This is a genomic window from Pedobacter albus (assembly GCF_036324255.1).
GTDB classification, from domain to species: domain Bacteria; phylum Bacteroidota; class Bacteroidia; order Sphingobacteriales; family Sphingobacteriaceae; genus Pedobacter; species Pedobacter albus.
The window spans coordinates 308,439-332,558 of the sequence record NZ_JAZDQT010000003.1; the positions used below are offsets into that span (position 1 = coordinate 308,439).

A 24,120-nucleotide genomic window follows, 5' to 3' on the forward strand; every position below is an offset into this window, starting at 1 on the left:
TTAAAAAGTGTTAAAATTTAAACATCTGATAATCAGTATTTTATAAAATTTGATTGTCATTTTAACATTTCAAAATTTTGATTCCCCTATACTTTTACTCATATTTAGGGATTAATTAACTATTAACTAACCTAAATTTTATTAATTTATGAAAAAACTTGTACTAAGTTTATTCATCTTGTGTACAATGGCTGTTGCTGCGTTCGCCCAAGAACGTACGGTAACAGGTACCATTAAAGCAAGTGAAGACGGATTGCCGATTCCGGGCGCTTCCGTAAAAGTTAAAGAGGCCCCTGCTGTAGGTGCAACAACAGGAGTTGATGGTAAGTTTACGCTAAGAGTGCCTGCAAATGGCAAAACCTTGCTAATTTCTTACCTTGGCTACAACACTCAAGAGGTAGCTATTCCTGCTAACAATTCTGTTAACGTTTCTCTAACCTTAGACTCTAAAACCTTAGATCAGGTGGTAGTAACCGCTGGAGGTTTGACAGTTAAACGTCGTGAGCAAGGTTATACTTCAACAACTTTAAAAGCTCAAGAACTTACCCAAGCCAAAGCAACCAACGTTGCAACAGCTTTGAACGGTAAGGTTGCCGGTTTGCAGATCAATACTGTAAGTAGCGGTGTTAACCCAACTGTACGTTTAGTATTAAGGGGTAACCGTTCGTTATTGGGTAATAACCAGGCTTTGGTTGTAGTTGATAATAACATTGTTCCAAACTCTATCTTAGGTAACTTAAACCCTGAGGATATTGAGGACATGCAAGTATTAAACGGTGCTGGTGCTGCCGCTCTTTATGGTTCAGATGCATCAAACGGTGCGTTGATCATCACTACCAAAAAAGGTAAAAGGGGCGAATCTAACATCAAAGTAAGTAACACAACCAGCTTTGAGCAAGTAAGTTTCTATCCTAAAATGCAAAAGCAATTTGGTTCTGGTTCAGCTCCTGACGTTCAGACTTACCTTGCTTATGAAAACCAGCAATATGGTCCTGCATTTGATGGCAGCATGGTACAAATTGGTAAACCATTGGTTGATGGCAGAATCCAAACCGTACCTTACACTTACAACGATTCGAAATACAAATTCTGGGATACTGGTATCACCAACCAAACAGACTTTGCAGTTTCATCAGGCGATGAGAAATCAACTACCTATGCTGCTGGTCAGTATGTAACCGTAAACGGTACTACTCCAGAAGATAAGTATAACCGTTTCTCTGCTCGTTTTAACGGTACCCGTGACCTTGGCAACAAAGTAACAGTTGAGTTCAATACCAACTATGTACAAAACAGGTATGATATTACCAGCCAAACTTCATCTATCTACGATCAGATTTTGCAAACACCTGGACAAATCCAATTAAATTCTTATAAAAATTGGCAAACAGATCCATTTGCAAGTCCTGATGGTTACTACAATGAGTACTATAACAACCCTTATTTTACCTTAGAAACTAACCGTTCGAATGTTCGTAACGATTATTTCATTGCAAATAGCCAGGTTAAGTGGAATCCAATCAAAGAATTGAACTTCATTTATCGTGTAGGTATCACTACTCAAAATGCTTCTAACAAAGATTACAGCGCTAAATATGCTTTAAGTGCTTATACCAAATCAATTGGTACCAGCGGTGTTAAAAAGAACGACAGATTGGGTAGTGTTTCTGATGGCGAAAGCTATAGCACGCAGTTGACTTCTGAGTTATTGGCTCAATTCAACAAAACTTTCTTTACCGATCTATCAGTTACTGCTACTGCAGGTGTGAGCTTAAGAAACAACAAGGGCAAAAGCATTGGTGTTTCGGCAAGCAGCTTGGTAGTACCAGGTATCTATAACATTGGTAACCGTTCTGAGGCTCAGCCAAGTGGTTCAGAAAGCAATTCTACAGTTCACCAACAAGCAATTTTTGGTAACGTACAATTCGGTTACAAAAACTATTTGTACTTACAATTAACAGGTCGTAACGACTGGTATTCTACTTTATCGCCTGCAAACAGGTCTGTATTCTATCCATCTGCGAACTTGTCGTTCATCGCTACTGAATTTTTCCCTTCTATCAAAAGCGATAACTACTTAAACAACTTGAAAATCCGTGCAGGTGTATCTAAAGTAGGTAACGTAAACTTAGCTGCTTATTCATTGGTGCCTACGTTTAGCCAACAATCAGGTTATCCTTATGGTTCTAACCCAGGCTTTGGTTTAGATAACCGTATCGTATCATTGAACCTAACTCCTGAGATTACTAAAGGTTTCGAAGGTGGTTTTGATGCAGATTTCTGGAACAACCGTATTTCTACCAGTGTAACTTACTACAAAACTAAAACCAGCGATCAGATCGTTCCTGTAAATATTTCTAATGCTACAGGTTATACTTCATTCTTGATCAACACTGGTGATGTTTCTAACGAAGGTATCGAGACAACCTTGAGCATTACTCCAGTTAGAACTAACTATGGTTTAGAAGTAACAGTTGGTGGTAACTATACTTATAACAGCAACAAAGTATTGTCAATCAGCTTAGACCAAAAACGTTTGGGCCTATCAACTGGCGGTACTGGTCAAGTATATGCTGCTCAAAACGATTTGTTCCCTGTATTGTATGGTGCTACTTATAAAAGAGACGACCAAGGTAGAGTTATCGTAGATCCAGTTACTGGCTATCCAAGTGCAAATACCGATTTGCAAAGAATTGGCAATACCAACCCTAAACATATCCTAGGCTTAAATACCTCTATCAGATACAAACAATTCCGTTTAGCGGCTGTTGCTGAGTATCGCGGTGGTTATGTAATCTTCAACAGTGGTGCTAGTGGTTTCGACTTCTCAGGTTCATCAGCAAGATCGGTAACCTTTAACCGTCAACGTTTCGTATTCCCTAACTCGTCTTACAAAGATCCAGTTACTGGTCAATTCGTAGCTAACACAAATGTAACAGTTAGAGATGGTGGTGCAGGTTTTTGGGCTGACGGAAGTATGAACATGAACGTAACTGAAAACTATGTAAACAGTGGTGCATTCTGGAAAATCCGTGAGATCAGCTTGTCGTGGGATATGCCAAAATCATTGTTGAAAGGTTTGAAATACGTGAAAGGTGCAACCATCAGTGCGCAAGGACGTAACTTGTTCTTATTTGTACCTAAAACTAACTTATACACTGACCCAGATTATACGCTTGGTGGCAACGCAATTGGTATCAATACCTTGAGCCAAACGCCTCCAACTCGTTACTATGGAGCAACATTATCATTAACATTCTAATATCGACATACGATGAGAAAAATATTTAATTTATTCATTATAGGTGCTTTGGTTGTTTCAGCTTCTTCCTGTAAGAAGTATTTGGATATCAATGATAATCCGAATACACCAACCACGAATACCCCAGACTTGGTATTGCCACAAGCACTAGTATCAACAGCTTTTCTAACCACAACTTATAACAATACTGGAGCTTGGCAAGCAGGTTACCAGGCCAATGCTGGCGGTTTCGGAGCTTTTGGTGTAGTTTGGACTTATAACTATAGTACAGGCGATAACAATGGTCTTTGGACATCTGTTTATGACAACGCTAACGATTATCAGTATATCATTAACAATACATCTATTTCAGATGTAACTGTTAATTTTAATGCTGTAGCGCGTATCATGAAGTCTTATATCTTCTTGAAACTGGTTGATCAATACGGTAACGTACCATACTCTGAAGCTTTAAAAGGCGCATCGAACGTTACGCCTAAATATGACAAAGATGCAGACGTTTATAAAGCTCTTTATGACGATTTAACGGTTGCCATAGGTGGTATTGATGCCAATGTTGTTGGTGCGAAACCAATCGCAACTTCAGGCACAAACACAGTTGACGTATTGTTTGGTACAAATAGCTTCTTTCCAACTAGTTCATTCTCTAATGCACTTGAGATGGCTAAATGGAGAGCATTTGCCAATACACTCCGTCTAAAAATCTTGGTTAAATGTAAAGGAACAGTTAACGATGCTTGGGCTACAGGAAAAACCTTAACTGGCGCTTTCTTAACTGATGATGCCATTGTTAATCCTGGTTTTGGCGCTATTTCTGGCAAAGCCAATACTTGGTTCACTAACTTTGCTTGGACTGTAACCGGTGGAGCTGGTGGTTTAGGTCAACAACAATTGCCAACACCTTTCGCCTTGTCATTCTATAATGGTGTTAAAATTACTGATAACACCAGAGGAAAATTAATGTATCAAGGTTTTCCAAGTGTGAAGAAAAATCAATTGGGTGTTGATGCTGAGCCAATCGACAGAGCTCCTACTGGTTCTGCATGGTTTACAGGAACTTCAACAGGACAAAATGCTACAAGTACAGGTATCATGAAAGGAATTAATGCTGGTATGCCATTGATGTTGGCCGCTGAAAGCTATTTCATCCAAGCTGAAGCTGCAGTAGTTGGTGTTGGTGGTGTTTCTGCGGCCAATGCCCAGAATTTGTTCGACTTAGGTATCGAAAAATCTTTTGTTTACCTAGCTGAAGGTCCAACCAATGCTCCAGGCACAAATGGCACTACTGACAGAACTGCTTATCAAACAGCAAACCCAGGCAATGCTTTGGTTAACTTCCCAACCGCTGGTACTGTTGAGCAGAAAAAGGAAGCCATCATTACCCAAAAATGGATTGCATTGAACTTTGTTACTTGTGATGAAGGTTTTGCTGAATTCAGAAGAACTACTTATCCAAGAATCGTAAATGGTTCTAGCGATGGAACATTGAGTTTTGCTTCAACTAAATCTGTATCAACCCGCACTGATAAATTACCAGTAAGATCTGTTTATCCTTCATCTGAATATTCATTAAACTCTGCCAACGTACCTAGTGTTGGTCCATTTACTGATAGGATATTCTGGGATTTGAATTAACATTAATTAAATGAAAATAATCATGAAAAAATATTTTAGTCTATTAATTTTATCAGTAGCGGTGTTTTCTTTATCGTCTTGTTTAAAAGATGATAAAGCAGTAATCCAAGCTGATAATTCGCCATCTGTGGTTGAATTTAGGAACCCAGTGGCTATTGGGTCGCCTTCAGGTGCAATTTACCCAATGTTTCCTAAGTCATTTGGCTTGGATGCACCAACCGTAAACTATAGCGTTACAATAGCTTATACTGGAGCTACTCCTGCACCTCAAGATATTCCGCTAACCATTGATATCTTTGACGCAGCAGTAACCTCGTATAATACACAACAATCGTCGAGCTTAATGATCATGCCTACTTCGTTGTATACTTTCAATACACCGACGGCAACTATTGCAAAAGGAACATTTTTTACTACAATTTCCTTTACATTTAAGCCGCAGTCGTTCGACTTTACCAAAACTTATGGTTTAGGAGTAAGGATCAAGTCTGCAACAGGAGCTACTATAAGCTCTAACTTTGGCACAATCATTTTGGCTATAGGTGCTAAAAATAAATATGATGGTGTATACAAAGTGACGGGATCTTTAACTGATGCCAATGGTGTTTACCGTGGTTTCTATCCAACCGAAGTAGAGTTTAGAACGGTTGACGCCCAAACTTGTAATGTTTACAACAGAGACTTTGCTGGTAACTACTACATCTTCAACAGGATTTCTGATGATGCTTATTTGAATGGTGGTAGCTTACGCTTCAAATTCGATACAGCTACAGATAAACTGATTACAATTACTACCCAAACTGGTACTGCATTCCAAGGTGGTGCTGTACTTGATGTAACTGGAAACGCAATGTCGTTCAGTGGCACTGATCCAGTTTCAATGAATGCCAAGTGGAAGGCTGGCGCAGGCAGGTATACTGTTGACGAGACCTATAAATACTCAGGTGCAAGATAATTAAACCTGAATACCAAAAAGGCGCTTCATTATGAAGCGCCTTTTTTATGCCTTGAGCTTTTTGTTTTCAAAAGCCTTAAACCAAAAAAGCCCGCAATTTGCGGGCTTTTCTATTGATCATATTTGTAATCTCGATCTAAGCTTATTGTTCGGCGTGTAGCCTTACCTTTAAGCCATCCATGGCTGGGCTTAGCTGTAATTGGCAGGCTAACCTAGAGTTGGGCAATAAGTCAGGCAAGGTGTCTAGCATGGCATACTCGTCGTCTGTCATCTCGTTGAGCTTTTCTTCGCCTTCCAGTACATCTACGCAACAGGTTGCACAAAGCGCCATGCCACCACAAGTGGCCAAGATATCGTATTCGCTGGCCTTTAAAAATTCCATGAGGCTTAAGCCCATGTCGGTAGGGGCCGTTAAGGTAGCAACATTGCCCTCACGGTCTTCAACCTGTATAGAAATATCGTTTGTTTCCATTGTTAAAATTCGCTAACCCCGTTTACGGTGGTGTATTTCATAGTGTATTTAACTCCAGGATTAATGTATTGATAAGCGCTGTGGCTCATCAAGGCGGCCTCGTGGAATCCGCACAAAATTAACTTTAATTTGTTAGTATACGTATTAATATCGCCAATTGCGTAAATACCCGGGATATTTGTGCTGTAGTCGTCTGTATTTACCTCAATGGCACTTTTGCTTATGTTCAGGTTCCATTGCTCTATAGGGCCTAATTTAGGGCTTAATCCGAATAGGGGAATCAAGTGGTCGGCTTCGTAAGTGGTAGTTTCCATGGTACGGTTATGGATCACTTCTACGCTTTCAAGCTTGCCGTTTCCGTTAACTGCATTTAAATTGCTGTTTAGTACGAGGTTGATTTTTCCGCTTTCGGCCAATTCCATAACCTTGTTTACCGAATCTGGTGCGCCACGGAAGCTTTCGCTACGGTGTACCAAAGTAAGTTCCGATACCACATCGGCCAAGAAAATGGTCCAGTCTAGGGCAGAGTCGCCACCACCGGCAATCACCATTTTTTGTCCGCGGTATTTTTCCGGGTCTAGGATCATATAGTTTACGCCTCTTCCGTTCTCGAACTGCTCTAAACCGGCAACGGCAGGTTTGCGTGGCTCGAAACAGCCCAATCCGCCAGCAATTACCACTACTTTGGCTTCGATGATGGTACCCATATTGGTGGTGAGCACGAAATCGGCTTCGCCACGTTTTTCAAGGCCCTCAATGCGCTCGCCTAAAGTATAGCCGGGATGGAAGGGTTTGGCTTGTTCTACCAAGTTATCGATCAGCTCTTGGGCCAATACACTTGGATAGCCAGGGATATCGTAAATAGGCTTCTTAGGGTAGATTTCAGACAACTGGCCGCCCACTTGGGGTAAATAATCGATTAAATGACAACGCATTTTTAATAATCCTGCTTCAAAAATCGCGAATAAACCTACGGGTCCGGCGCCAATAATGGCTATGTCAGTTGAAATCATATTTTTAAATTTTTGCAAATTTAACAATTAAACTTTAAAAATAGACCTTATTTAGACGCGTTCTACATAAAAACTAAAAAAAGTCTATAATTTTTGTAGACTATGCGGTTTTTGAGCGTTTAAAGGCTAACTCACAGGGCCATGAAAATTTGCTATCTTTGCCATAACTATGGATAAATACATCTATTTTGCTTCTGATTTTCATTTGGGGGCGCCCAACTACGCCGAGAGTCGCAAAAGGGAAACCCATATTGTAGACTGGCTGAATTTTATCGAACCAACTTGCAGCGAATTGTTCTTGATGGGCGATGTATTTGATTTTTGGTTTGAATACGGCAAGGTAATACCCAAGGGATTTATCCGCTTGCAGGGCAAGCTGGCCGAAATGGCCGACAGGGGCATTAAGATCTATTTTTTTAAGGGCAACCATGATATGTGGGTGGATGATTATTTTACCAAGGAAATTGGCCTGGAAATCATCAGCGACGAGCTGCTTATAGAGCGTGCCGGCAAGAAATTCTTTTTGCATCATGGCGATGGCTTAGGGCCAGGAGACAAGAAGTACAAATTTTTGCGCAAGGTATTCAGGAATCCTTTTTGCCAATGGCTGTTTTCGGTTTTGCCGCCACGCATAGGTATGTTTATTGCCAATGGCTGGTCGAGCAGCAGCAGGGTAGCCAGCAACAAAAAAGAGGTTTTTTTAGGTAATGAAAACGAATGGCTGGCCATTTTTGCCAAGGAAAAGCTAAAAGAAGAACATTTCGATTACTTTGTTTTTGGGCACAGGCACTTGCCCCTAGATATAGATTTGGGCAACAATAGCCGTTATGTAAACATTGGCGAATGGATTAATTATTCTTCGTATGGTGTTTTCGACGGAGAGAATTTGAGGCTCGAATACTATAAACCAAATTAAAGGGCTTCTAAACATAGCTTTCCTGTCCGTTTCCTTTGGTCTTTCACCTTTGGTCTTAAAATCGTATTTTTGCATCCTTTACGGCACAGGTGGCCGTTAAATAAACCCGATAGCAGCGGAAACTTGTTTAAAGTTGAAGCGGATAGCGGGACTGGCTCTGTTGCCTGCAACAGCGCATATTTTCAGAAAAAACAAAATTATGTTAGAGAAATTAGAAGCAATTAAGCTACGCTGGGAAGATGTTGAAGAACAACTGAGCAATCCTGATACGATACAGGACATGAAGCGTTTTGCGGCTTTGAATAAAGAATACAAAGACTTGGGCAAAATTGTAGACGAATACAAAATCTACAAGAATGTGATGAGCAATATCGAGGCTAATAAGGAAATCTTGAGCACCGAAAAAGACCAGGAACTACGCGAGATGGCTAAGGAAGAATTGGACATCCTTTTGGTACAACAGGAAAAAATGGAGGAAGATATCCGTGTGATGCTGATTCCGAAAGATCCTGAAGATGCCAAAAATGCGGTTTTCGAGATCAGGGGAGGTACTGGTGGAGACGAAGCGGCCTTGTTTGCTGGCGATTTATACCGTATGTATACCCGTTTCTTCGAAACCAAAGGCTGGCGTGTAGAAACCATGGACGTAACCGAGGGTACGGCCGGTGGCTACAAAGAGGTGATTTTGAAGGTGAGTGGCGACGATGTGTATGGTCAGTTGAAATACGAATCGGGTGTACACCGCGTACAACGCGTGCCCGATACCGAAACCCAAGGTCGTGTGCATACTTCGGCAGCTTCGGTAGCCGTATTGCCAGAAGCCGAAGAAATTGATTTATACGTAAACCCGGCAGACATTGATTTGCAGACTTCGAGGTCGGGTGGCGCTGGTGGACAGAACGTAAACAAGGTAGAAACCAAGGTGCAGCTAACCCACCGCCCGTCAGGTATTGTGGTGGTTTGCCAGGTAGAGCGTTCGCAGCTGGCCAACCGCGAATTGGCGATGGAAATGCTGAGAAGCAAACTTTACGACCTGGAAGTACAGAAGAAGAACGGAGATATTGCCGCCAAGCGTAAAACAATGGTGTCAACCGGCGACCGTTCGGCTAAGATCCGTACCTATAACTACCCACAGGGAAGGGTAACCGATCATCGCATTGGTTTAACCCTTTACAACCTGAGCGGCATTATGGATGGCGGTGTACAAGAGCTGATCGATGCTTTACAGTTTGCAGAGAACGCCGAGAAGATGAAAGAAGGTGCTGTAAATTAATGAGTTATAATTATTTTAAAATTTTTATTGCAAAGTAATAGAAAGAAGCTATATTTGCAATCCCAAACCGAAAGAGATTTTGGTTGAGAGGTCTGGTAGTTCAGCTGGTTAGAATGCCGCCCTGTCACGGCGGAGGTCGCGGGTTCGAGTCCCGTCCAGACCGCAAAAAGCATCACTTTAACAGTGGTGCTTTTTTCGTTTTAGGCTTTTTGTGTTTGCATAGTCGGTTCCCTCTGTCTTGTTTACGCGGCAGAATTTTGATAGGAAGGCTTAAAGCCCTATATTAGGGTATCTAGAGAAGCTTTTTATGATTAAACCAGCCATCATATTTTGTTTGTTTTCGTTGTTGTTTGCCCATGCAGGTTGTAAAAACACTGGCGAACCCAAAGAGCATACCGCAAAATCCAGCCATAAAAAGGCAGCCATCATTAAAGAAAAATGGAATTTTGGCAACAGCCAAAAGCAAAATGAAAGCGCGGGGTATGCCCAAGTTGTTAAGGTGGGCAATACGATTTATATTTCTGGGGTTCCCACAAGCGATTTAAGCCCGCAAGGCATAACAAGGCTTTACAAAACATTGGAAGAATGCCTAAATGCCTTTGGAGCTACTTCAAGAGATGTGGTAAAAGAAACGCTCTATACCACAGATATAGAGGCCATGAAAAAATATAACGATTCGAGGAAGGAATTTTACAAAGGCGACTTTCCAGCAGCTACCTGGGTACAGATTAGCAGACTTTACGAAGCCGATGCCAAGTTGGAAGTGGATTTAGTGGCACAGCTGAGCGGTGGGGATGAGTAAAAATCTTTCAAAGTTAACCGGCTATCTGCTTTGATCAACCTATGCTTTTAACTCGTTCGGCAAAAACTCCAAAATCAATCCCTTAAAATTTGAAAGCAGGTCCCAAAAAACACGGTTATTGTCTTTGTCTCTTTCACCACAGTCGATGGTGTCGGCACGGTGGATAATAAAATCTGCCATTTGCTCGATAAGGTGCATCTGTACCAAATTTTTTAATGCTTCGGCAAAATGGCTTGCATAAACGTGTCCCCAGATTTCCACGATCATCGAATCATCCTCAATTGCTAAAGCCTGATTCGTGCGCAACAAGTAGTCTGATTTGATGAGCGCCACCAAAACTAGAGTTCTATTGTCAATGTCTGCTGAGAGGAAGCGTTGCAGGTCTTCTGGTCCATTAATTTGGATTACGCCATCCTTAAATACCACAGGCAGGCTAAATCCGTTAAGTTCATACGTTTTTTCCGATGGCATAGGCTTTTTGTAGATATCCCAAAACTTCTTCGTTGATGTCCTCGGCAAACATGAGCCTAAGGTGATGGTTGTATTGGTTGCTTCCAGGCACTTGTCCAATCTTACGGAAACACAGGTTGTCGTAATAAGGTTCGTTAAAAGGCAATACCATATCGACAAAGTTCCTACCCAGGTTAATCACAAAGGCAAATCGGGTAACAGCCGATAGCACGATCATTGATTTGGTGGCGTGTAGCTGAATAGGGCCGAACGTGGCTAATTTTGCCAACAAATGATCAAATAATGCCAACGAAACATCGCTTTTCCCTCGTAGGAAATCGCCAACTGTTTTGCCACCGCAATAGTGTTGCTGATTGGTTTGCTTAAATGGCCGGCTACATAAGGGACAAGTCCACATCGCTTAGAGATTTATTTGGCCAAACATAGTCATTTAAGCGAACGTAAAAAAGGCTTCCGCTAAATGGAAGCCCTTCTGATAGCTTTGAGTTTAACTGAAAAGCTCCTGTTCGTCGCGATCGGCCACGGGTATTTTTTTCAAAAAATCGTCGAAAGCCGGGCCTTCGTTGTCAGAATAAATGCCGTAGGCATCCAAAATATATCCGATGTTCTTGTCGGCATCTTCTACCAGATAAAGCACAGAATTATCCGCGGGGTCAGACATGCCCTCAAAACGATAGGTCTTTACAATGCTTAGGTCTTCTGGTTTATATATTTTGTTTAGGCTTGCCGATTGCATTTTTCCATGGTCCGACATCCTGATTTCGTTATCTCTTCCTTTGAGCCTCAGTTTTTCCAAAATCTGGCTCATGGTATTCATTTCTACTGGCTGTTCCATGATGGTTGAAGTTTGTATACCGTAAAAACAAAGGCACATCAAATTGGTTTTGGATTTCGATATATTCTTTCTTAAGTATTCGAAACCAAAGCGTTACTCCGTTTGTTCTTGATGAAACTTAAAATATATAATGATGAAAAAATACCTTATACCGCTGGCGCTTTGCTTTGTAATGGCATGGAGCGCATGCAACAAAGCAGACAAGGAAATTGCCCAAGCAACCTTAAGTACAACCGCAGATAATCAACCTATCGGAACGGCCAAATTTTACAGTCTGGCCGATGGAAAGATCAAGATGGATTTGGAAATCAACTATCCAGCCCGTGCCGACAGCAACGTGGCCGTACATTTTCATGAGCATGGCGATTGTGGCAACATGGGAGAGAATACCCACGGACATTGGAATCCAACCAATGAAATGCACGGCAAATGGGGTTCGGCAGCCTACCATTCGGGCGATATTGGCAATATCAAGCTCGATGCTAAAGGCCATGGCAGCATCAGTGTAAGTACTGATAGGTGGAGCGTAAAAGAAGGCGACGTAAAAAATATCGTTGGTCGTGGCATTATTGTACATGGCGGTACCGACGATTATACCACCCAGCCAACCGGCAATTCGGGGCCTAGGGTAGGGTGTGGCGTGATTGAAGCAATCAAATAACCCAAAATAATACAATAGAAAGGCGACTAAATTTTTAGTCGCTTTTTTATGCAATTTTTGTCAAGCTGTCATCCTGTTTAAAACTAAACACGATATGGCAACACTTACTGCTCCACAAAACGGCAAGGCCGTAAAGGGAAGAACCCAAACACACGCTCCAAATGTAGACCTGACCGCTATGGTCGATCTGGCATTTCTGCTCATTACTTTTTTTATGCTGACTACTTCCTTGGCTAAAATGAGGGCAATGGAAATTGTAAAGCCGGTTGATAGCAAGGAGCCGATTACTTTGGCGCAATCACGAACCATGACCATTCTTTTGGGCAAAAATAACCAGGCGGTTTATTACATGGGTGAAGCCACGAAAGCGATTATGCAGACCACAAGCTTGGCTACTATTCAAAAATATATTTTGCAAGGCAAGCAACAGGTGGCCCAGCAACATCAGCATGATCCATCGAAGTTTATGGTGGTGGTCATTAAGCCAACCGCTACGGCCAACTATAAAAATTTTGTGGATGTGATTGATGAGATGCACATCGCCGATGTAAAGTCGTATTTTATAGACGACAGGAATGTTTTGGCGCAGGAACGTGCTTTTATGCAAGCAAGGGGGATGTAGCTAAAATGTCAGAGCCGGCGCTGTTTCCAAGTGCCGGCTCTGGTTTAATGGTCAAATCGGGCCTAGCTTTCGCTATTGCCGGCTGCAGCACAAGCCGCATCGGCTATGGCGCCACAGTCATCGCCTTCATCGCAAGAAATGCAAACTACGGCTCCATTGCTACATTGGATCACAACAAACTCGCTTCCGCCACCAAGAATAGATTTTTGTTCTGCTTTGCTTAGGGCTTTGCCCAAGTTTAGGGTCTTTTTCATGATTTAATTTTTTTGGTTAAAAAATAAGGACGATTATAGCCTTTGGTTAAGAGGCTATTTTAAAGATAAGCGATTCGCCTTGGCTTTAGATCGATTGACAAAATATTGAACAAAAACAAAAAGCCCCCGATTTAACACCGGGGGCTTTTTATACATTTACTGGCTAAGGACTATAAACCGAAAGCGGCTTTAACTTGGTCAACAAAATCAAGTTTCTCCCAAGTAAACAATTCAACGGTAACCTTTTTTTCTTCACCGTTTGGCGATTTGAAGGTCTTGGTTACGGTTTCAGACTTGCGGCCCATGTGTCCGTAAGCTGCTGTTTCGCTATAAATAGGGTTTCTTAGTTTTAAGCGTTGTTCAATAAAGTAAGGACGCATATCAAAAATGCCTTCTACAATTTTGGCAATCTCACCGTCTGTTTTGTTCACTTTGCTGGTGCCATAAGTATTGATGTAGATACCCATAGGTTGAGCTACACCAATAGCATAAGATACCTGAACCAAAACTTCGCTAGCTACGCCTGCTGCTACCAAGTTCTTGGCAATGTGGCGTGTGGCATAAGCCGCGCTTCTGTCTACCTTGCTTGGGTCTTTGCCCGAGAAAGCACCACCGCCATGTGCACCTTTACCACCGTAAGTATCCACAATGATTTTTCTTCCGGTTAAACCAGTATCGCCGTGCGGTCCACCAATTACAAATTTACCTGTTGGGTTAATGTGGTACTGGATACTGTCGTTGAACAAGTGCGCATATTGCGGATATTTTTTGATAATCCTTGGAATAAGGATGCTTACCAAGTCCTGTTTGATTTTGGCCAACATTTTACCTTCTTCGTCAAAATCGTCGTGTTGGGTAGAAATTACGATGGCATCAATACGAACTGGTTTATTGTTGTCATCATACTCTAAAGTAACCTGCGATTTTGCATCTGGGCGTAAGTAGGTAATTTCTTGGTTTTCGCGTCTCAAAGCGGCAAGCTCTTGCAACAATTTGTGAGAAAGATCCAAAGCCAACGGCATGTAGTCGTCGGTTTCGTTGGTGGCATAGCCAAACATCATACCTTGGTCGCCAGCACCTTGCTCTTCTTTGTTGCTTCGGTCTACGCCTTGGTTAATGTCTTGAGACTGTTCGTGTATCGCCGATAAGATACCGCAAGAATTAGCTTCGAACATATATTCGCTTTTGGTATAGCCAATTTTCTTGATAACTTCTCTTGCAATTTGTTGTACGTCCAAATAGGTCTGAGATTTTACTTCACCGGCCAAAATTACCTGTCCAGTGGTAACCAATGTTTCACAAGCTACCTTTGATTCTGTGTCGAACGCCAAGAAATTGTCAATTAACGCATCCGAGATTTGATCTGCAATTTTATCTGGGTGGCCTTCAGATACAGATTCTGATGTAAATAAATACGACATTTTAAATAATTAAATTTTTAAATAAACTTATTATGTAAAATGGATTGATGGTCCTGTAAACAGGTGGTAAAACGATTGAAATAAGGTTTTAGCACTTTTTTTTACGTGGTTGCAATCCCGCTACTTGCATAGCATCGCAAATCAGTCCACTTTTAACAGCTGCAAAATTACTATATATATTATTAATAGTCAAAAAATATCAATTATTTTGTGCCAATCTAATTCAAGCAATTTGTTAAAAACGAATATCTTATTCATCATTAATCCCATTTCGGGAGGTAAAAAGAAACTTAAAATACCTGCTTTGGTAGATAGTTGCTTGGACAAGACAAAGTTCAATGCCAATTACAGTTTTACCGAGTATGTAGGTCATGCCTCAGAATTGGCCGAAGAAGCAGCGAATAAGAATTTCGATGTTATCGTGGCCGTGGGTGGCGATGGCACCATTAACGAAGTGGCCGCAAAAGTTGTCCAGTCAGACAAGACGCTTGGTATCATTCCCTTGGGCTCTGGAAATGGTTTGGCGCGTTTCTTGAAGATGCCTTTGCAGACCAAAAAAGCCATCCAATTGCTCAATACGCTTAACGTAAAACAGATAGATACAGCCAGGCTCAACGGAAAACCTTTCTTTAACATGGCCGGGATGGGCTTTGATGCTCAGCTAAGCGCCGTTTTTGCCGGCAATAAAAGCCGGGGACTAAAAGGCTACATCGAAATGGGGCTGAAAGAAATGACGTCTTACAAGGCGCAACCCTACGAAATAGAAATAGATGGCCAAACCTACGCGCGCAAGGCCTTTGTAATCAGCATTGCCAATTCTTCGCAATATGGCAATAACGTTTACATTTCGCCCAAATCGTCAATAACCGATGGCCTTTTGGATGTTTGTATCGTCAAGCCGTTTCCATTATATATGCTTCCGAGGTTGGCCTACCACATGTTGCGGGCGAAGACCCACCGCTCAGACATGGTTGAGATTATCAGGGGGCAACATATCAAAATCAGGAGAACCAAAGAAGATGCGATCCATTTGGATGGCGAACCTTCATTTATGGGCAAAGACATCGATATTGAAATATTGCCTTTATCTTTGAATATTATTACCAAGTAGCGAATCAACAAAAAATGAAGCCGAAGAAGAATACACTAAGCGATTTGGGAGGCATTATGTACTCTACCGATCCGTCTTTTGTTTTTGAAAGCAACGAGCCAGAGGAAAACGACGAATTAACCAACGCCCAGCAGGATTTAAGGGTGATGCTCGACCGTAAGAACAGGGGAGGCAAAGCCGTTACCTTGGTTACCGGTTTTAGAGGCAGCGACGAAAAACTGGAAATATTGGCCAAAATGTTGAAGACCAAGTGTGGTGTTGGCGGAGGTGCCAAAGACGGAGAAGTACTGATTCAGGGCGACTTCCGCGACAAGATCGTTTCGTTGCTTCAAAAAGAAGGCTATAAAGTAAAAAAATCTGGTGGTTAATTCGGATTTAACTAATTGATAATTAGTGTTTTGTTTGTTAGTGTATTTGCCACAATAAGTAAAATTTTTATCCAAATTGCGTTGTTTTTTGCGTTAATAACTGTTTAGATTTGCAGCATATTAACCAAATGTATGAGCAACAATAGTGTACACCCGCCTGATTTAAGCTATCTTAAATTAGACGCTAAAACAGTTAAATACCAGCTTAGTGTAGCAGAGTTGGTTCAGGAAGCTTTAAAGAACGGAGAAGGTACGCTGGCCGATAGCGGCGCTTTGGCAGTGGATACCGGAAAATTTACTGGCCGTTCGCCAAAAGATCGTTTTGTCGTTTGCGATGAAGTAACCGAAGACACGGTTTGGTGGGGAGATATCAACATCAAAATCAGTCCTGCGCATTTCGATTCTTTGTTCAATCGCCTAACAGCGCACCTTAGCGCCAAGCAGATCTACGTTCGCGATGCCTATGCCTGCGCCAGCGAGCCTTATCGCACCAGCATCAGGGTGGTAACCGAACATGCCTTCCAGAATTTGTTTGCCAATAACCTGTTTTTAAGGTACGATCAGGAAGAACCTCCTGCGCAACCCGAATGGACTATTATTGCTGCGCCTTCTTTCGAAGCCAATCCAGCTACAGATGGAACCAGGCAGGCCAATTTCTCGATCCTGAACTTTGCTAAAAAGATTATCCTTATTGGAGGTACTGCTTATACCGGCGAAATCAAAAAGGGCATTTTTTCTGTACTCAACTACGTTTTGCCACAACAAAAGCAAACTTTATCTATGCATTGCTCGGCCAATGTAGGTGCCGATGGAGATACCGCCATCTTTTTTGGTCTGTCGGGAACTGGTAAAACCACGCTGTCTGCCGATCCGCAAAGAGCACTCATTGGCGATGATGAGCATGGCTGGAGCGAGGATTCTGTATTTAATTTCGAAGGAGGTTGTTATGCCAAGTGCGTAGACCTTACCGCCGAGAAGGAGCCTCAAATATTCAACGCCATCAAATTTGGGGCATTGCTCGAAAATACCAATTACTTTCCAGGCACGCGCAAGGTAGATTTTTCGAATATCGAGAAAACGGAAAATACCCGGGTTGCCTATCCAATACATTATATAGACAATGCCCAGTTGCCATCGGTGGCTAAAGGGCCAAAGAACATATTCTTTTTAACGGCCGATGCTTTCGGTGTGTTGCCGCCAATTTCAAAGCTAACTACGGGCCAGGCCATGTTCCACTTTATTTCTGGCTATACGGCCAAGGTAGCGGGTACGGAGGCCGGGGTTACAGAACCTCAGCTTACTTTCTCGGCATGCTTTGGCAAGGCGTTTTTGCCTTTGCACCCGGCTCAGTACGCCAAACTGCTTGGCCAAAAGATGGAGAAGCATCAGGTAAATGTATGGCTGGTGAATACGGGCTGGAGCGGTGGGCCTTACGGCATTGGCCAAAGGATGAAGCTAGGCTATACAAGGGCGATGATTACCGCGGCATTAAACGGCAGTTTAGCCAATGCCGAGTTTGTAGAACATCCCGTTTTTGGCCTGCTGATGCCAACTGCTTGTCCGGAGGTGCCTGCCGAAATACTAAACCCACGCAATACCTGGAACGATAAGCAAGCGTATGACCAAAAGGCCAACGAACTGGCAGGCGCATTTTTGAACAACTTTAAGCAATTCGAGGAATTTGCCGACGAGGCCATCAAAAAGGCACTTCCAAAGGTGGTTGAGCCTGTGGTTTAAGGTATTTTTTTTACATAAAATTTGCTTTTAATTAAATTTTTAGTTTTAATTGCGGAAGATTGTCTAACCATAGGCAATCTTTTTTAGTTATATGCCCTGTTCGCTTTGTGAAGATGGATAGCAAAACGTAACGAATTAATTGTGTAACGATTATTTAATTTGTAATTTAAATCAAAGTTATAAATTTGTTAACGCAACAATTAGTGTCAATACGCGTTGTGTGTATTACTAAAAGATTTAATAATTTATCTAAAGTTTAAAAAACAAGTACTAAAACTAAAAAACTAAAAAAATGGCAAACGCACCAAAACCAACAACAGTTAAAAAAGAGAGCTCAACTGCATCTAATCTATTTGCAACGCTGGTAATCCCTATCTGTCTTATTATCGGTATTTCACTTTTCATCTTTGTATTAGGAAAGCCTTCAAACTTCAATGTTCCACCTGATGTTGCCAAAAACAACAGTGCTGTATCATTGGCTTTCTACAATGATGATACCCACAGCTTTTTACCACACCCAGGAAACTATGGCGGTATGGCTTACAAAGGCGGTTTCATCGTACCTATCCTAATCGGTATGCTTTTAATGGTGTTTGTATTCTCAATTGAGCGTTTAATTGTTATTGGCAAAGCTACAGGTAAAGGAAGCTTGGATTCTTTCGTTAAAAAAATCCAATCGCTTTTAAGTGCTGGCAATATCCAAGCTGCAGCTGCAGAGTGCGATAAACAAGAAGGTTCAGTAGCTAACGTAATCAAGTCTGGTCTTAAAAAATATGGCGAGATGGAAACAGAAGCCAACATGGACACAGATCAAAAATGCTTGGCTATCCAAAAAGACATCGAAGAAGCAACTTCATTGGAAATGCCAATGTTGGAGCAAAACTTAACGATCATTGCTACTTTGGTATCAGTAGGTACGTTAATGGGTCTATTGGGTACGGTAACAGGTATGATCAAAGCTTTCGGTGGTTTGGCTAACTCAGGTGCTCCAGATCAAGCGGCTTTGGCAACTGGTATCTCTGAGGCCTTGATCAATACAGCAACTGGTATCAGTACTTCTACGCTTGCGATCATCATGTACAACATCTTGACTTCTAAAATCGATAAATTGACTTATGCTATCGATGAAGCTGGTTTCAGCATCATCCAAACTTACGCTAGTACCCATAAATAAGAATTATTTTAATTTTTTTTACCGGCTTTATGGAAAACCGGAAGAATTAACATCATTAATTAAAATATTATAATTTTTATATTATGCCTAGAGTAAAAGTTCCAAGAAAGAGTACCGCAGTAGATATGACCGCCATGTGCGACGTAGCCTTCCTGTTGTTAACTTTCTTTATTTTAACGGCAACTTCACGTCAGCCAGACCCACTGGAAATCAAGACGCCTTCTTCTTCGGTACAGTTTAAAGTGCCAGATAAGGATTTGACGATCTTGAGCATCGGTAAAGGAAAGGTTTTTGTCGAGATCATCGGTAAAGACGTGAAAATGCTGACTTTGCAAAAAATGGCTGAATTGTACAGCGTGAAGTTCACCCCAGAAGAAATCAACCGTTTTGGTGTAATTTCATCGTTCGGCGTACCTTTCGGTAACTTGAAGCAGTTCATTAAAATGAACGGCGATGAGCGTACCAAGTTCGAGGCGCAGTTTAAAGGTGTTCCGGTTGACAGTACCAGAAACAACGATTTGTTCAGATGGATTGAACAAGCACGTAGAGCTACTGCCGAATTGCACCAAACCGAGATGCGCGTAAGTATCAAGGGCGACGCGAAAGAAGAATATCCGGTTATCAAAAAGATCGTAGACGTACTTCAGGAGCAAAAAGTCAACAAATTTAGTTTAATTACATCGGCTGAAGCCGGTGCACAATAGAAAAGAGCTATGGCAGAATTAGATACCTCCGGCGGGGGTGGCAAAAAAGGTGGCAAAGTAAGAAGCAAAAAACAATCGACCAAGGTTGACTTGACCGCAATGGTGGATTTGGCTTTCTTATTGATTACCTTCTTTATGTTGACCACTTCGCTATCAAAGCCGCTTGCAATGGATATTGCAAAACCTGATAAGGATGATAAAGACGTGAATAGATTAGAAGTGAGAGAATCACAAACCATGACAATTCTTCTTGGAAAGAACGATAGAATTGCCTGGTATATGGGAAAGGCCGGTAGCACGGCGCCAACTATCGAAGGATTTTCAGACATCAGGGCATCTTTATTAAAAAACAAAAAAGAAGTAAAGGATAAAACAGGCAGAGATATCATCATTTTGGTAAAACCGACTTCGGGCGCCAACTACAAAAACTTTGTAGACATTATGGATGAGATCAATGTAACCAAAACCAACATCAGTGCTCCGGCAATTGATGACGACCCTAAGCACTTGCTTGAAGCTGAAGTAGCTTTCATGAAAGCAAAGGGCATCCTTTAACGAGAATTAGCGAATAATAAAAATACTTGAACAATGTTTGGAAAAAAAATAGATTTATTTGACAAAGAATGGCTTGAGATTGTATTTGCCAAAAAGAATAAAGCTTACGGAGCTTACGAGCTTCGCCAAACTAATTCTTGGAATACAACCAAATCATTACTGATTGCCTCAACAGTATTCATATTGCTGTTCTTGGGGCCAAGAATTTACGCTTTAATCAAAGGCCTTGGGCCAGAACCTCCTCCCGAAAAGGCAGTTGAGGTAATTGTGCAGCCACCGCCGCCAATCGATCCGGAAGTGAAAACACCTCCACCGGTAGAGCCACCTCCACCGAAACAAGATCAGGTGAAATTCCCTCCTCCAATCGTAAAACCTGATAACGAGGTAAAAGACGAGGAACCACCAAAATTGGAAGACTTGAAAAAAGCCGACCCTGGACAAAAAACAATCGAAGGCGACCCTACTGCAGAGATCGTTCAGATTGCACCAGCAGGCGAAGGTCCGAAACAAGCGGTTGTGGTAGAGGATAACACGGTTTATAACTTCGTGAGTATGGAGAACCCGCCAACCTATCCAGGCGGTATCGAAAAGTTCTATGCTTTCTTGAGCGCGAATATCAAATATCCGCCAATGGCAGCAGAGAATAATATTCAAGGTAACGTATTCGTTTCGTTTACAGTAGAAAAAGACGGCTCATTAACCGATCTTAAAATCGACCGTAAACTAGGCTACGGAACCGACGAAGAAGCATTGAGGGTTTTGAAACTGGCTAGACGCTGGAACCCTGGTATGCAAAATGGTAAACCAGTGCGTGTAAAATACAATATTCCTATTAAATTTAGCTTACAACAATAAGCACACATGTTTAATCTGAATTACTTTAAACAGAAATCGCCTCAGCAGCGATTTCTGTTTATTTTAGGGCTCACCATGATGCTCATCTATTTGGGTATAGGTATCGTCGTTATTTTTTTTGGCGATATGATCAACCTTGATCCCGAAAGGTTTCCACAAAAATACCGGATTGCCTTCGGCGTGGTTTTAATTGTTTATGCAGGCATAAGATTTAGCCGCATAATGAGTAAAAAAGAGTCTGCATAAATGAAAAAGATAAGTTTGGCCTTGGTGCTTTTGGTACTTTTGTTTGGCGCATGCCGCAGAAAGGACAAAAAAGATACCGTGAAGGAAACCAGGACTTCGGGTACCACAAAACTGCTGGTAGATGCTTCTTTCGCCAGAATTTTGGACGATCAGATTGAAGTGTTCAAAAGCGATTATCCGAATGCCAACGTAATGACTACCTTAGGCAACGAAAATCAGATCCTTCCAGATTTTCTGAACGGCAAAACCAAGATGATTGTTTTGTCGAGGATGCTGAAGCCGGAGGAAGAAAACTATTACAAGCAGAGGCAGGTTCCTGTGTATACCGACCGGTTTGCGATTGACGGCATCGCGCTGATTACCAACGTAGCCAATATCGATACAAACATTACCGTAAGCGAGGTGTTTGAGATCATGAAGGGAACTTCAAAATCAGGCAGAAAACTGGTGTTTGATAATGCCAACTCCAGTACGATCAGGTACTTTATCGACTCGGCAAAGGTTAAGGAACTGCCAAAAAGCGGCGTATATACCCTACAGTCAAATAATGATGTAATTAAGTATATTGCCGAACACAAAGATTACATTGGTGTGGTGGGCGTGAATTGGTTGTTAGAGAACAACAAAGATATTTTGGCATATTTGCCACAAGTTAAGATGATGGGCGTGAAGAACTTGCCTGGGAAAAAGGGGGACGACTCTTATTATAAACCTACCCAGAATAACCTGATCGGCGCAAAATATCCGTTTTTAAGGAATGTTTACATCATTAATGCCGAGTACAGCGATGGTTTAGGCACAGGATTTGCAAATTGGTTAACTAGTCAACGTGGACAGTTAATTGTACTCAAATCAGGACTAGGTCCTCATAAATTAGCACCGAGAGAATTTAACATAAAGAACACGAACTAAATTTTAATATTCAACTAAGGAAATAACATTCTTAATGCAGAACCAGATAAAGGCATAGGAAGATTTTATTTCAGTTTAAAACAAATGATGACAATGAAAATGATCAAGAAAGCAATAACCTTAAGTTTAGGTTTGGTAATGATGGGTGGTACTGCCTCATTTGCTCAGAGTTTAGCCGATGCGAAGAAGGCCATGGATGCAGAACAGTACCAAAAGGCGGGAGCGATGCTTAAGACATTAGTAAGCACCCAAGGAACAAAGGGCGAAAACTTTTTTAACCTTGGTGAAGTATATTTACGTACAGACGATATCGATTCGGCCAGAGCAGTATTTACAAAAGGTATCGCAGCCGATGCAAAATACGCCCTAAACTATGTAGGTTTGGGACATGCCGATTTGAAATCGGGCAACCCAACATCGGCAAAAACAAATTTCGACAAAGCTTTGCAGCTGGGCACTAAAGATTACCAAACTTATTTGGCAATCGGCAGGGCTTATACCGATCAGGCCAAACCTGATTATGCCGCCGCTTTGCCAAACCTGCAAAAAGCAGAGGAATTAGATGCAAAAGATAAAGATGCCGAAACCTTTTTGGCTTTAGGCGATTTCTATGCCATGCAGACTAAAAACACAGAAGCTTACCCGATGTATCTGCGAGCTTTGGATATTAATCCAACCTTGAACCGTGCACACGTTCAAATTGGAAGGATGTATAAAATGGCTTTTGCCTATCCTGAAGCGGAAGCGGAATTGAAAAAAGCAACCGAAAGCGATCCTAACTACGGACCGGCTTATCGCGAGTTGGCCGAAAACGAAATGCGTTGGGCTTTGGCAGATCCTAAAAATGCCCCTGCAAAAAGAGCAGAAGCATTGGCTAACATGAAAAAGTACTTAGACTTAACTGATAAGTCTTTCGAATCGCGTTTGCGTTATGCACAGTTCTTGTTCTATGCCGATGACTTTGCCACTTTAGAAAAAGAAGTAGCTAATTTGCATGCCGAGGCCAACAACCCGAAAGAGTTTGTCGTAATCCGTATGCGTGGCTATTCGGCCATCGAAAACAAAAACTTCGAACAAGGCTTAAAATACATGAACGAATTGTTTGCCCGCAAACAAGACGAATCGCGTATTGTGGGTGGCGATTACCTTTATTTAGGTAAAGCTTTGGCCGCAACTGGAAACGACAGCTTGGCTTTGGTTAATGTGGTAAAGGCAGTTAGTATGGATTCGACCAAAGTAGATGCATTGGCAGAGATTGGCAAAAAACTTTATGATGCTAAAAACTATGTTAAGGCTGCAGATGCTTACAGAACTGTAGTGAAGTCTAATTCTAAGAGCCCGAGCATCGCCATGAACTACTTTTATCTTGGCTTGGCAGATTACTATAACTATGCTTATGCTAATCAAGCTAATAAAAACCCAGACAGAAGTATTCTTGTGGAGGCCGATAACGCATTTGCAAAAGTAACTGAACTTGCTCCTGATTATGAAATCAGCTATTTGCAAAGAGCACGTGTTAACAAATTGCTTGACGCCAAAGATAACGGAGAAACACCGAAGGGATTGGCCGTTCCTTATTATGAGAAATATGTGGAACTAGTTACGGTTACCAAGCCAGAGAAGGCTGCGGCTAATGCAAAAAGCTTGGTAGATGCTTACAACAATCTTGGTGCTTACGCTGCTCCGACCGACAAGGAAAAAGCTAAAGAATATTTCAATAAAGTTTTGGCAATTGACCCAACTAATGCAACTGCTACAGATAACTTGAAATTTTTGAATGGAACACCAGCTCCAGCACCAGCTAAGAAGGCTCCAATTAAGAAATAAGTTTTTAATAGATAAACGAAAGGCAGGGTTTGTAATCCT

Annotated in this window: 25 protein-coding genes and 1 tRNA gene; 19 read left to right on the forward strand and 7 right to left on the reverse strand. The window is 41.7% G+C overall.

From position 1 onward, the window contains the following. The first annotated feature begins 148 nt into the window (after positions 1-148). The 3 genes from VRU48_RS16510 to VRU48_RS16520 are packed head-to-tail and all read left to right on the forward strand — an operon-like array spanning position 149 to position 5,852. The gene (locus VRU48_RS16510; protein ID WP_330109023.1) at positions 149-3,262 is read left to right on the forward strand and encodes a SusC/RagA family TonB-linked outer membrane protein; all 3,114 of its coding nucleotides are present in this window, start codon (positions 149-151) and stop codon (positions 3,260-3,262) included. 12 nt (positions 3,263-3,274) lie between these two features. Next, a complete protein-coding gene (locus tag VRU48_RS16515; RefSeq protein WP_330109024.1) occupies positions 3,275-4,897 on the forward strand; it encodes a SusD/RagB family nutrient-binding outer membrane lipoprotein in 1,623 nt (540 codons plus the stop codon). A gap of 22 nt (positions 4,898-4,919) precedes the next feature. Further along, the gene (locus VRU48_RS16520) at positions 4,920-5,852 is read left to right on the forward strand and encodes a DUF1735 domain-containing protein (RefSeq protein WP_330109025.1); all 933 of its coding nucleotides are present in this window, start codon (positions 4,920-4,922) and stop codon (positions 5,850-5,852) included. Between the two features lie 142 nt (positions 5,853-5,994). On the opposite strand, the gene VRU48_RS16525 is transcribed toward VRU48_RS16520, so the two are convergent. Together VRU48_RS16525 and VRU48_RS16530 are read right to left on the reverse strand one after the other, a co-directional pair. Further along, a complete protein-coding gene (locus VRU48_RS16525; protein ID WP_330109026.1) occupies positions 5,995-6,324 on the reverse strand; it encodes a 2Fe-2S iron-sulfur cluster-binding protein in 330 nt (109 codons plus the stop codon). Positions 6,325-6,326: 2 nt separating this feature from the next. Beyond that, positions 6,327-7,337, reverse strand: a complete 1,011-nt coding sequence (locus VRU48_RS16530; protein WP_330109027.1) for an NAD(P)/FAD-dependent oxidoreductase — start codon at positions 7,335-7,337, stop codon at positions 6,327-6,329. 169 nt (positions 7,338-7,506) lie between these two features. On the opposite strand from VRU48_RS16530, the gene VRU48_RS16535 reads away from it, so the two are divergent. The 4 genes from VRU48_RS16535 (at position 7,507) to VRU48_RS16550 (ending at position 10,328) form a co-directional block, all read left to right on the forward strand. Beyond that, positions 7,507-8,253 (forward strand): UDP-2,3-diacylglucosamine diphosphatase, encoded by a 747-nt coding sequence (locus tag VRU48_RS16535; RefSeq protein WP_330109028.1) that lies wholly within the window; start codon positions 7,507-7,509, stop codon positions 8,251-8,253. Positions 8,254-8,452: 199 nt separating this feature from the next. Then, positions 8,453-9,526 (forward strand): peptide chain release factor 1, encoded by a 1,074-nt coding sequence (gene prfA, locus VRU48_RS16540; RefSeq protein WP_330109029.1) that lies wholly within the window; start codon positions 8,453-8,455, stop codon positions 9,524-9,526. An 89-nt stretch (positions 9,527-9,615) separates the two neighbouring features. Continuing rightward, positions 9,616-9,689 (forward strand) — tRNA-Asp (locus tag VRU48_RS16545). 144 nt (positions 9,690-9,833) lie between these two features. Further along, positions 9,834-10,328, forward strand: a complete 495-nt coding sequence (locus VRU48_RS16550; protein WP_330109030.1) for a RidA family protein — start codon at positions 9,834-9,836, stop codon at positions 10,326-10,328. Between the two features lie 39 nt (positions 10,329-10,367). On the opposite strand, the gene VRU48_RS16555 is transcribed toward VRU48_RS16550, so the two are convergent. The 3 genes from VRU48_RS16555 to VRU48_RS16565 form a co-directional block, all read right to left on the reverse strand. Beyond that, on the reverse strand, positions 10,368-10,799 hold the full coding sequence (locus VRU48_RS16555; RefSeq protein WP_330109031.1) for a hypothetical protein: 432 nt from the start codon (positions 10,797-10,799) through the stop codon (positions 10,368-10,370). Further along, positions 10,777-11,196 carry a DUF5655 domain-containing protein gene (locus tag VRU48_RS16560; protein WP_330109032.1) on the reverse strand — a complete coding sequence of 140 codons (420 nt, stop codon included), beginning with the start codon at positions 11,194-11,196 and terminating at the stop codon, positions 10,777-10,779. Before VRU48_RS16560 ends, VRU48_RS16555 begins: the two co-directional genes overlap by 23 nt. A 90-nt stretch (positions 11,197-11,286) precedes the next feature. Continuing rightward, a complete protein-coding gene (locus VRU48_RS16565) occupies positions 11,287-11,634 on the reverse strand; it encodes a hypothetical protein (protein ID WP_330109033.1) in 348 nt (115 codons plus the stop codon). Positions 11,635-11,767: 133 nt separating this feature from the next. Here VRU48_RS16565 and VRU48_RS16570 point away from each other — a divergent pair, with 133 nt between their 5' ends. Both VRU48_RS16570 and VRU48_RS16575 read left to right on the forward strand, forming a co-directional pair. Next, positions 11,768-12,295 carry a superoxide dismutase family protein gene (locus tag VRU48_RS16570; protein ID WP_330109034.1) on the forward strand — a complete coding sequence of 176 codons (528 nt, stop codon included), beginning with the start codon at positions 11,768-11,770 and terminating at the stop codon, positions 12,293-12,295. A gap of 94 nt (positions 12,296-12,389) precedes the next feature. Next, positions 12,390-12,917: an ExbD/TolR family protein gene (locus VRU48_RS16575; RefSeq protein ID WP_330109035.1), complete on the forward strand. Its 528-nt coding sequence runs from the start codon at positions 12,390-12,392 to the stop codon at positions 12,915-12,917. 62 nt (positions 12,918-12,979) lie between these two features. Here the strand turns inward: VRU48_RS16575 and VRU48_RS16580 are convergent, their stop codons facing one another. Together VRU48_RS16580 and metK are read right to left on the reverse strand one after the other, a co-directional pair. Further along, the gene (locus VRU48_RS16580) at positions 12,980-13,171 is read right to left on the reverse strand and encodes a hypothetical protein (RefSeq protein WP_330109036.1); all 192 of its coding nucleotides are present in this window, start codon (positions 13,169-13,171) and stop codon (positions 12,980-12,982) included. A 170-nt stretch (positions 13,172-13,341) separates the two neighbouring features. Further along, entirely contained in the window at positions 13,342-14,592 is a 1,251-nt protein-coding gene (gene metK / locus VRU48_RS16585) for a methionine adenosyltransferase (RefSeq protein WP_330109037.1), read from the reverse strand. A 232-nt stretch (positions 14,593-14,824) separates the two neighbouring features. On the opposite strand from metK, the gene VRU48_RS16590 reads away from it, so the two are divergent. The 10 genes from VRU48_RS16590 to VRU48_RS16635 all read left to right on the forward strand — a co-directional run bounded on the left by VRU48_RS16590 (position 14,825) and on the right by VRU48_RS16635 (position 24,081). Continuing rightward, positions 14,825-15,703 carry a diacylglycerol/lipid kinase family protein gene (locus VRU48_RS16590; protein ID WP_330109038.1) on the forward strand — a complete coding sequence of 293 codons (879 nt, stop codon included), beginning with the start codon at positions 14,825-14,827 and terminating at the stop codon, positions 15,701-15,703. Positions 15,704-15,717: 14 nt separating this feature from the next. Further along, positions 15,718-16,071, forward strand: coding sequence for a translation initiation factor (locus VRU48_RS16595; protein WP_330109039.1), 354 nt, complete (start codon positions 15,718-15,720; stop codon positions 16,069-16,071). A 132-nt stretch (positions 16,072-16,203) separates the two neighbouring features. Next, the gene (pckA, locus tag VRU48_RS16600) at positions 16,204-17,808 is read left to right on the forward strand and encodes a phosphoenolpyruvate carboxykinase (ATP) (protein WP_330109040.1); all 1,605 of its coding nucleotides are present in this window, start codon (positions 16,204-16,206) and stop codon (positions 17,806-17,808) included. Positions 17,809-18,100: 292 nt separating this feature from the next. Next, complete coding sequence (locus VRU48_RS16605) at positions 18,101-18,982, forward strand: MotA/TolQ/ExbB proton channel family protein (protein WP_330109041.1); 882 nt, start codon at positions 18,101-18,103, stop codon at positions 18,980-18,982. Between the two features lie 83 nt (positions 18,983-19,065). Continuing rightward, positions 19,066-19,686 (forward strand): ExbD/TolR family protein, encoded by a 621-nt coding sequence (locus VRU48_RS16610; RefSeq protein WP_330109042.1) that lies wholly within the window; start codon positions 19,066-19,068, stop codon positions 19,684-19,686. Positions 19,687-19,695: 9 nt separating this feature from the next. Next, positions 19,696-20,241: an ExbD/TolR family protein gene (locus VRU48_RS16615; RefSeq protein ID WP_330109043.1), complete on the forward strand. Its 546-nt coding sequence runs from the start codon at positions 19,696-19,698 to the stop codon at positions 20,239-20,241. A 33-nt stretch (positions 20,242-20,274) separates the two neighbouring features. Further along, positions 20,275-21,096, forward strand: a complete 822-nt coding sequence (locus tag VRU48_RS16620; RefSeq protein WP_330109044.1) for an energy transducer TonB — start codon at positions 20,275-20,277, stop codon at positions 21,094-21,096. Between the two features lie 6 nt (positions 21,097-21,102). Further along, on the forward strand, positions 21,103-21,342 hold the full coding sequence (locus VRU48_RS16625; protein ID WP_330109045.1) for a hypothetical protein: 240 nt from the start codon (positions 21,103-21,105) through the stop codon (positions 21,340-21,342). Then, entirely contained in the window at positions 21,343-22,254 is a 912-nt protein-coding gene (locus tag VRU48_RS16630; protein ID WP_330109046.1) for a PstS family phosphate ABC transporter substrate-binding protein, read from the forward strand. Between the two features lie 84 nt (positions 22,255-22,338). Next, positions 22,339-24,081, forward strand: coding sequence for a tetratricopeptide repeat protein (locus VRU48_RS16635; protein ID WP_330109047.1), 1,743 nt, complete (start codon positions 22,339-22,341; stop codon positions 24,079-24,081). Positions 24,082-24,120: the final 39 nt, after the last annotated feature.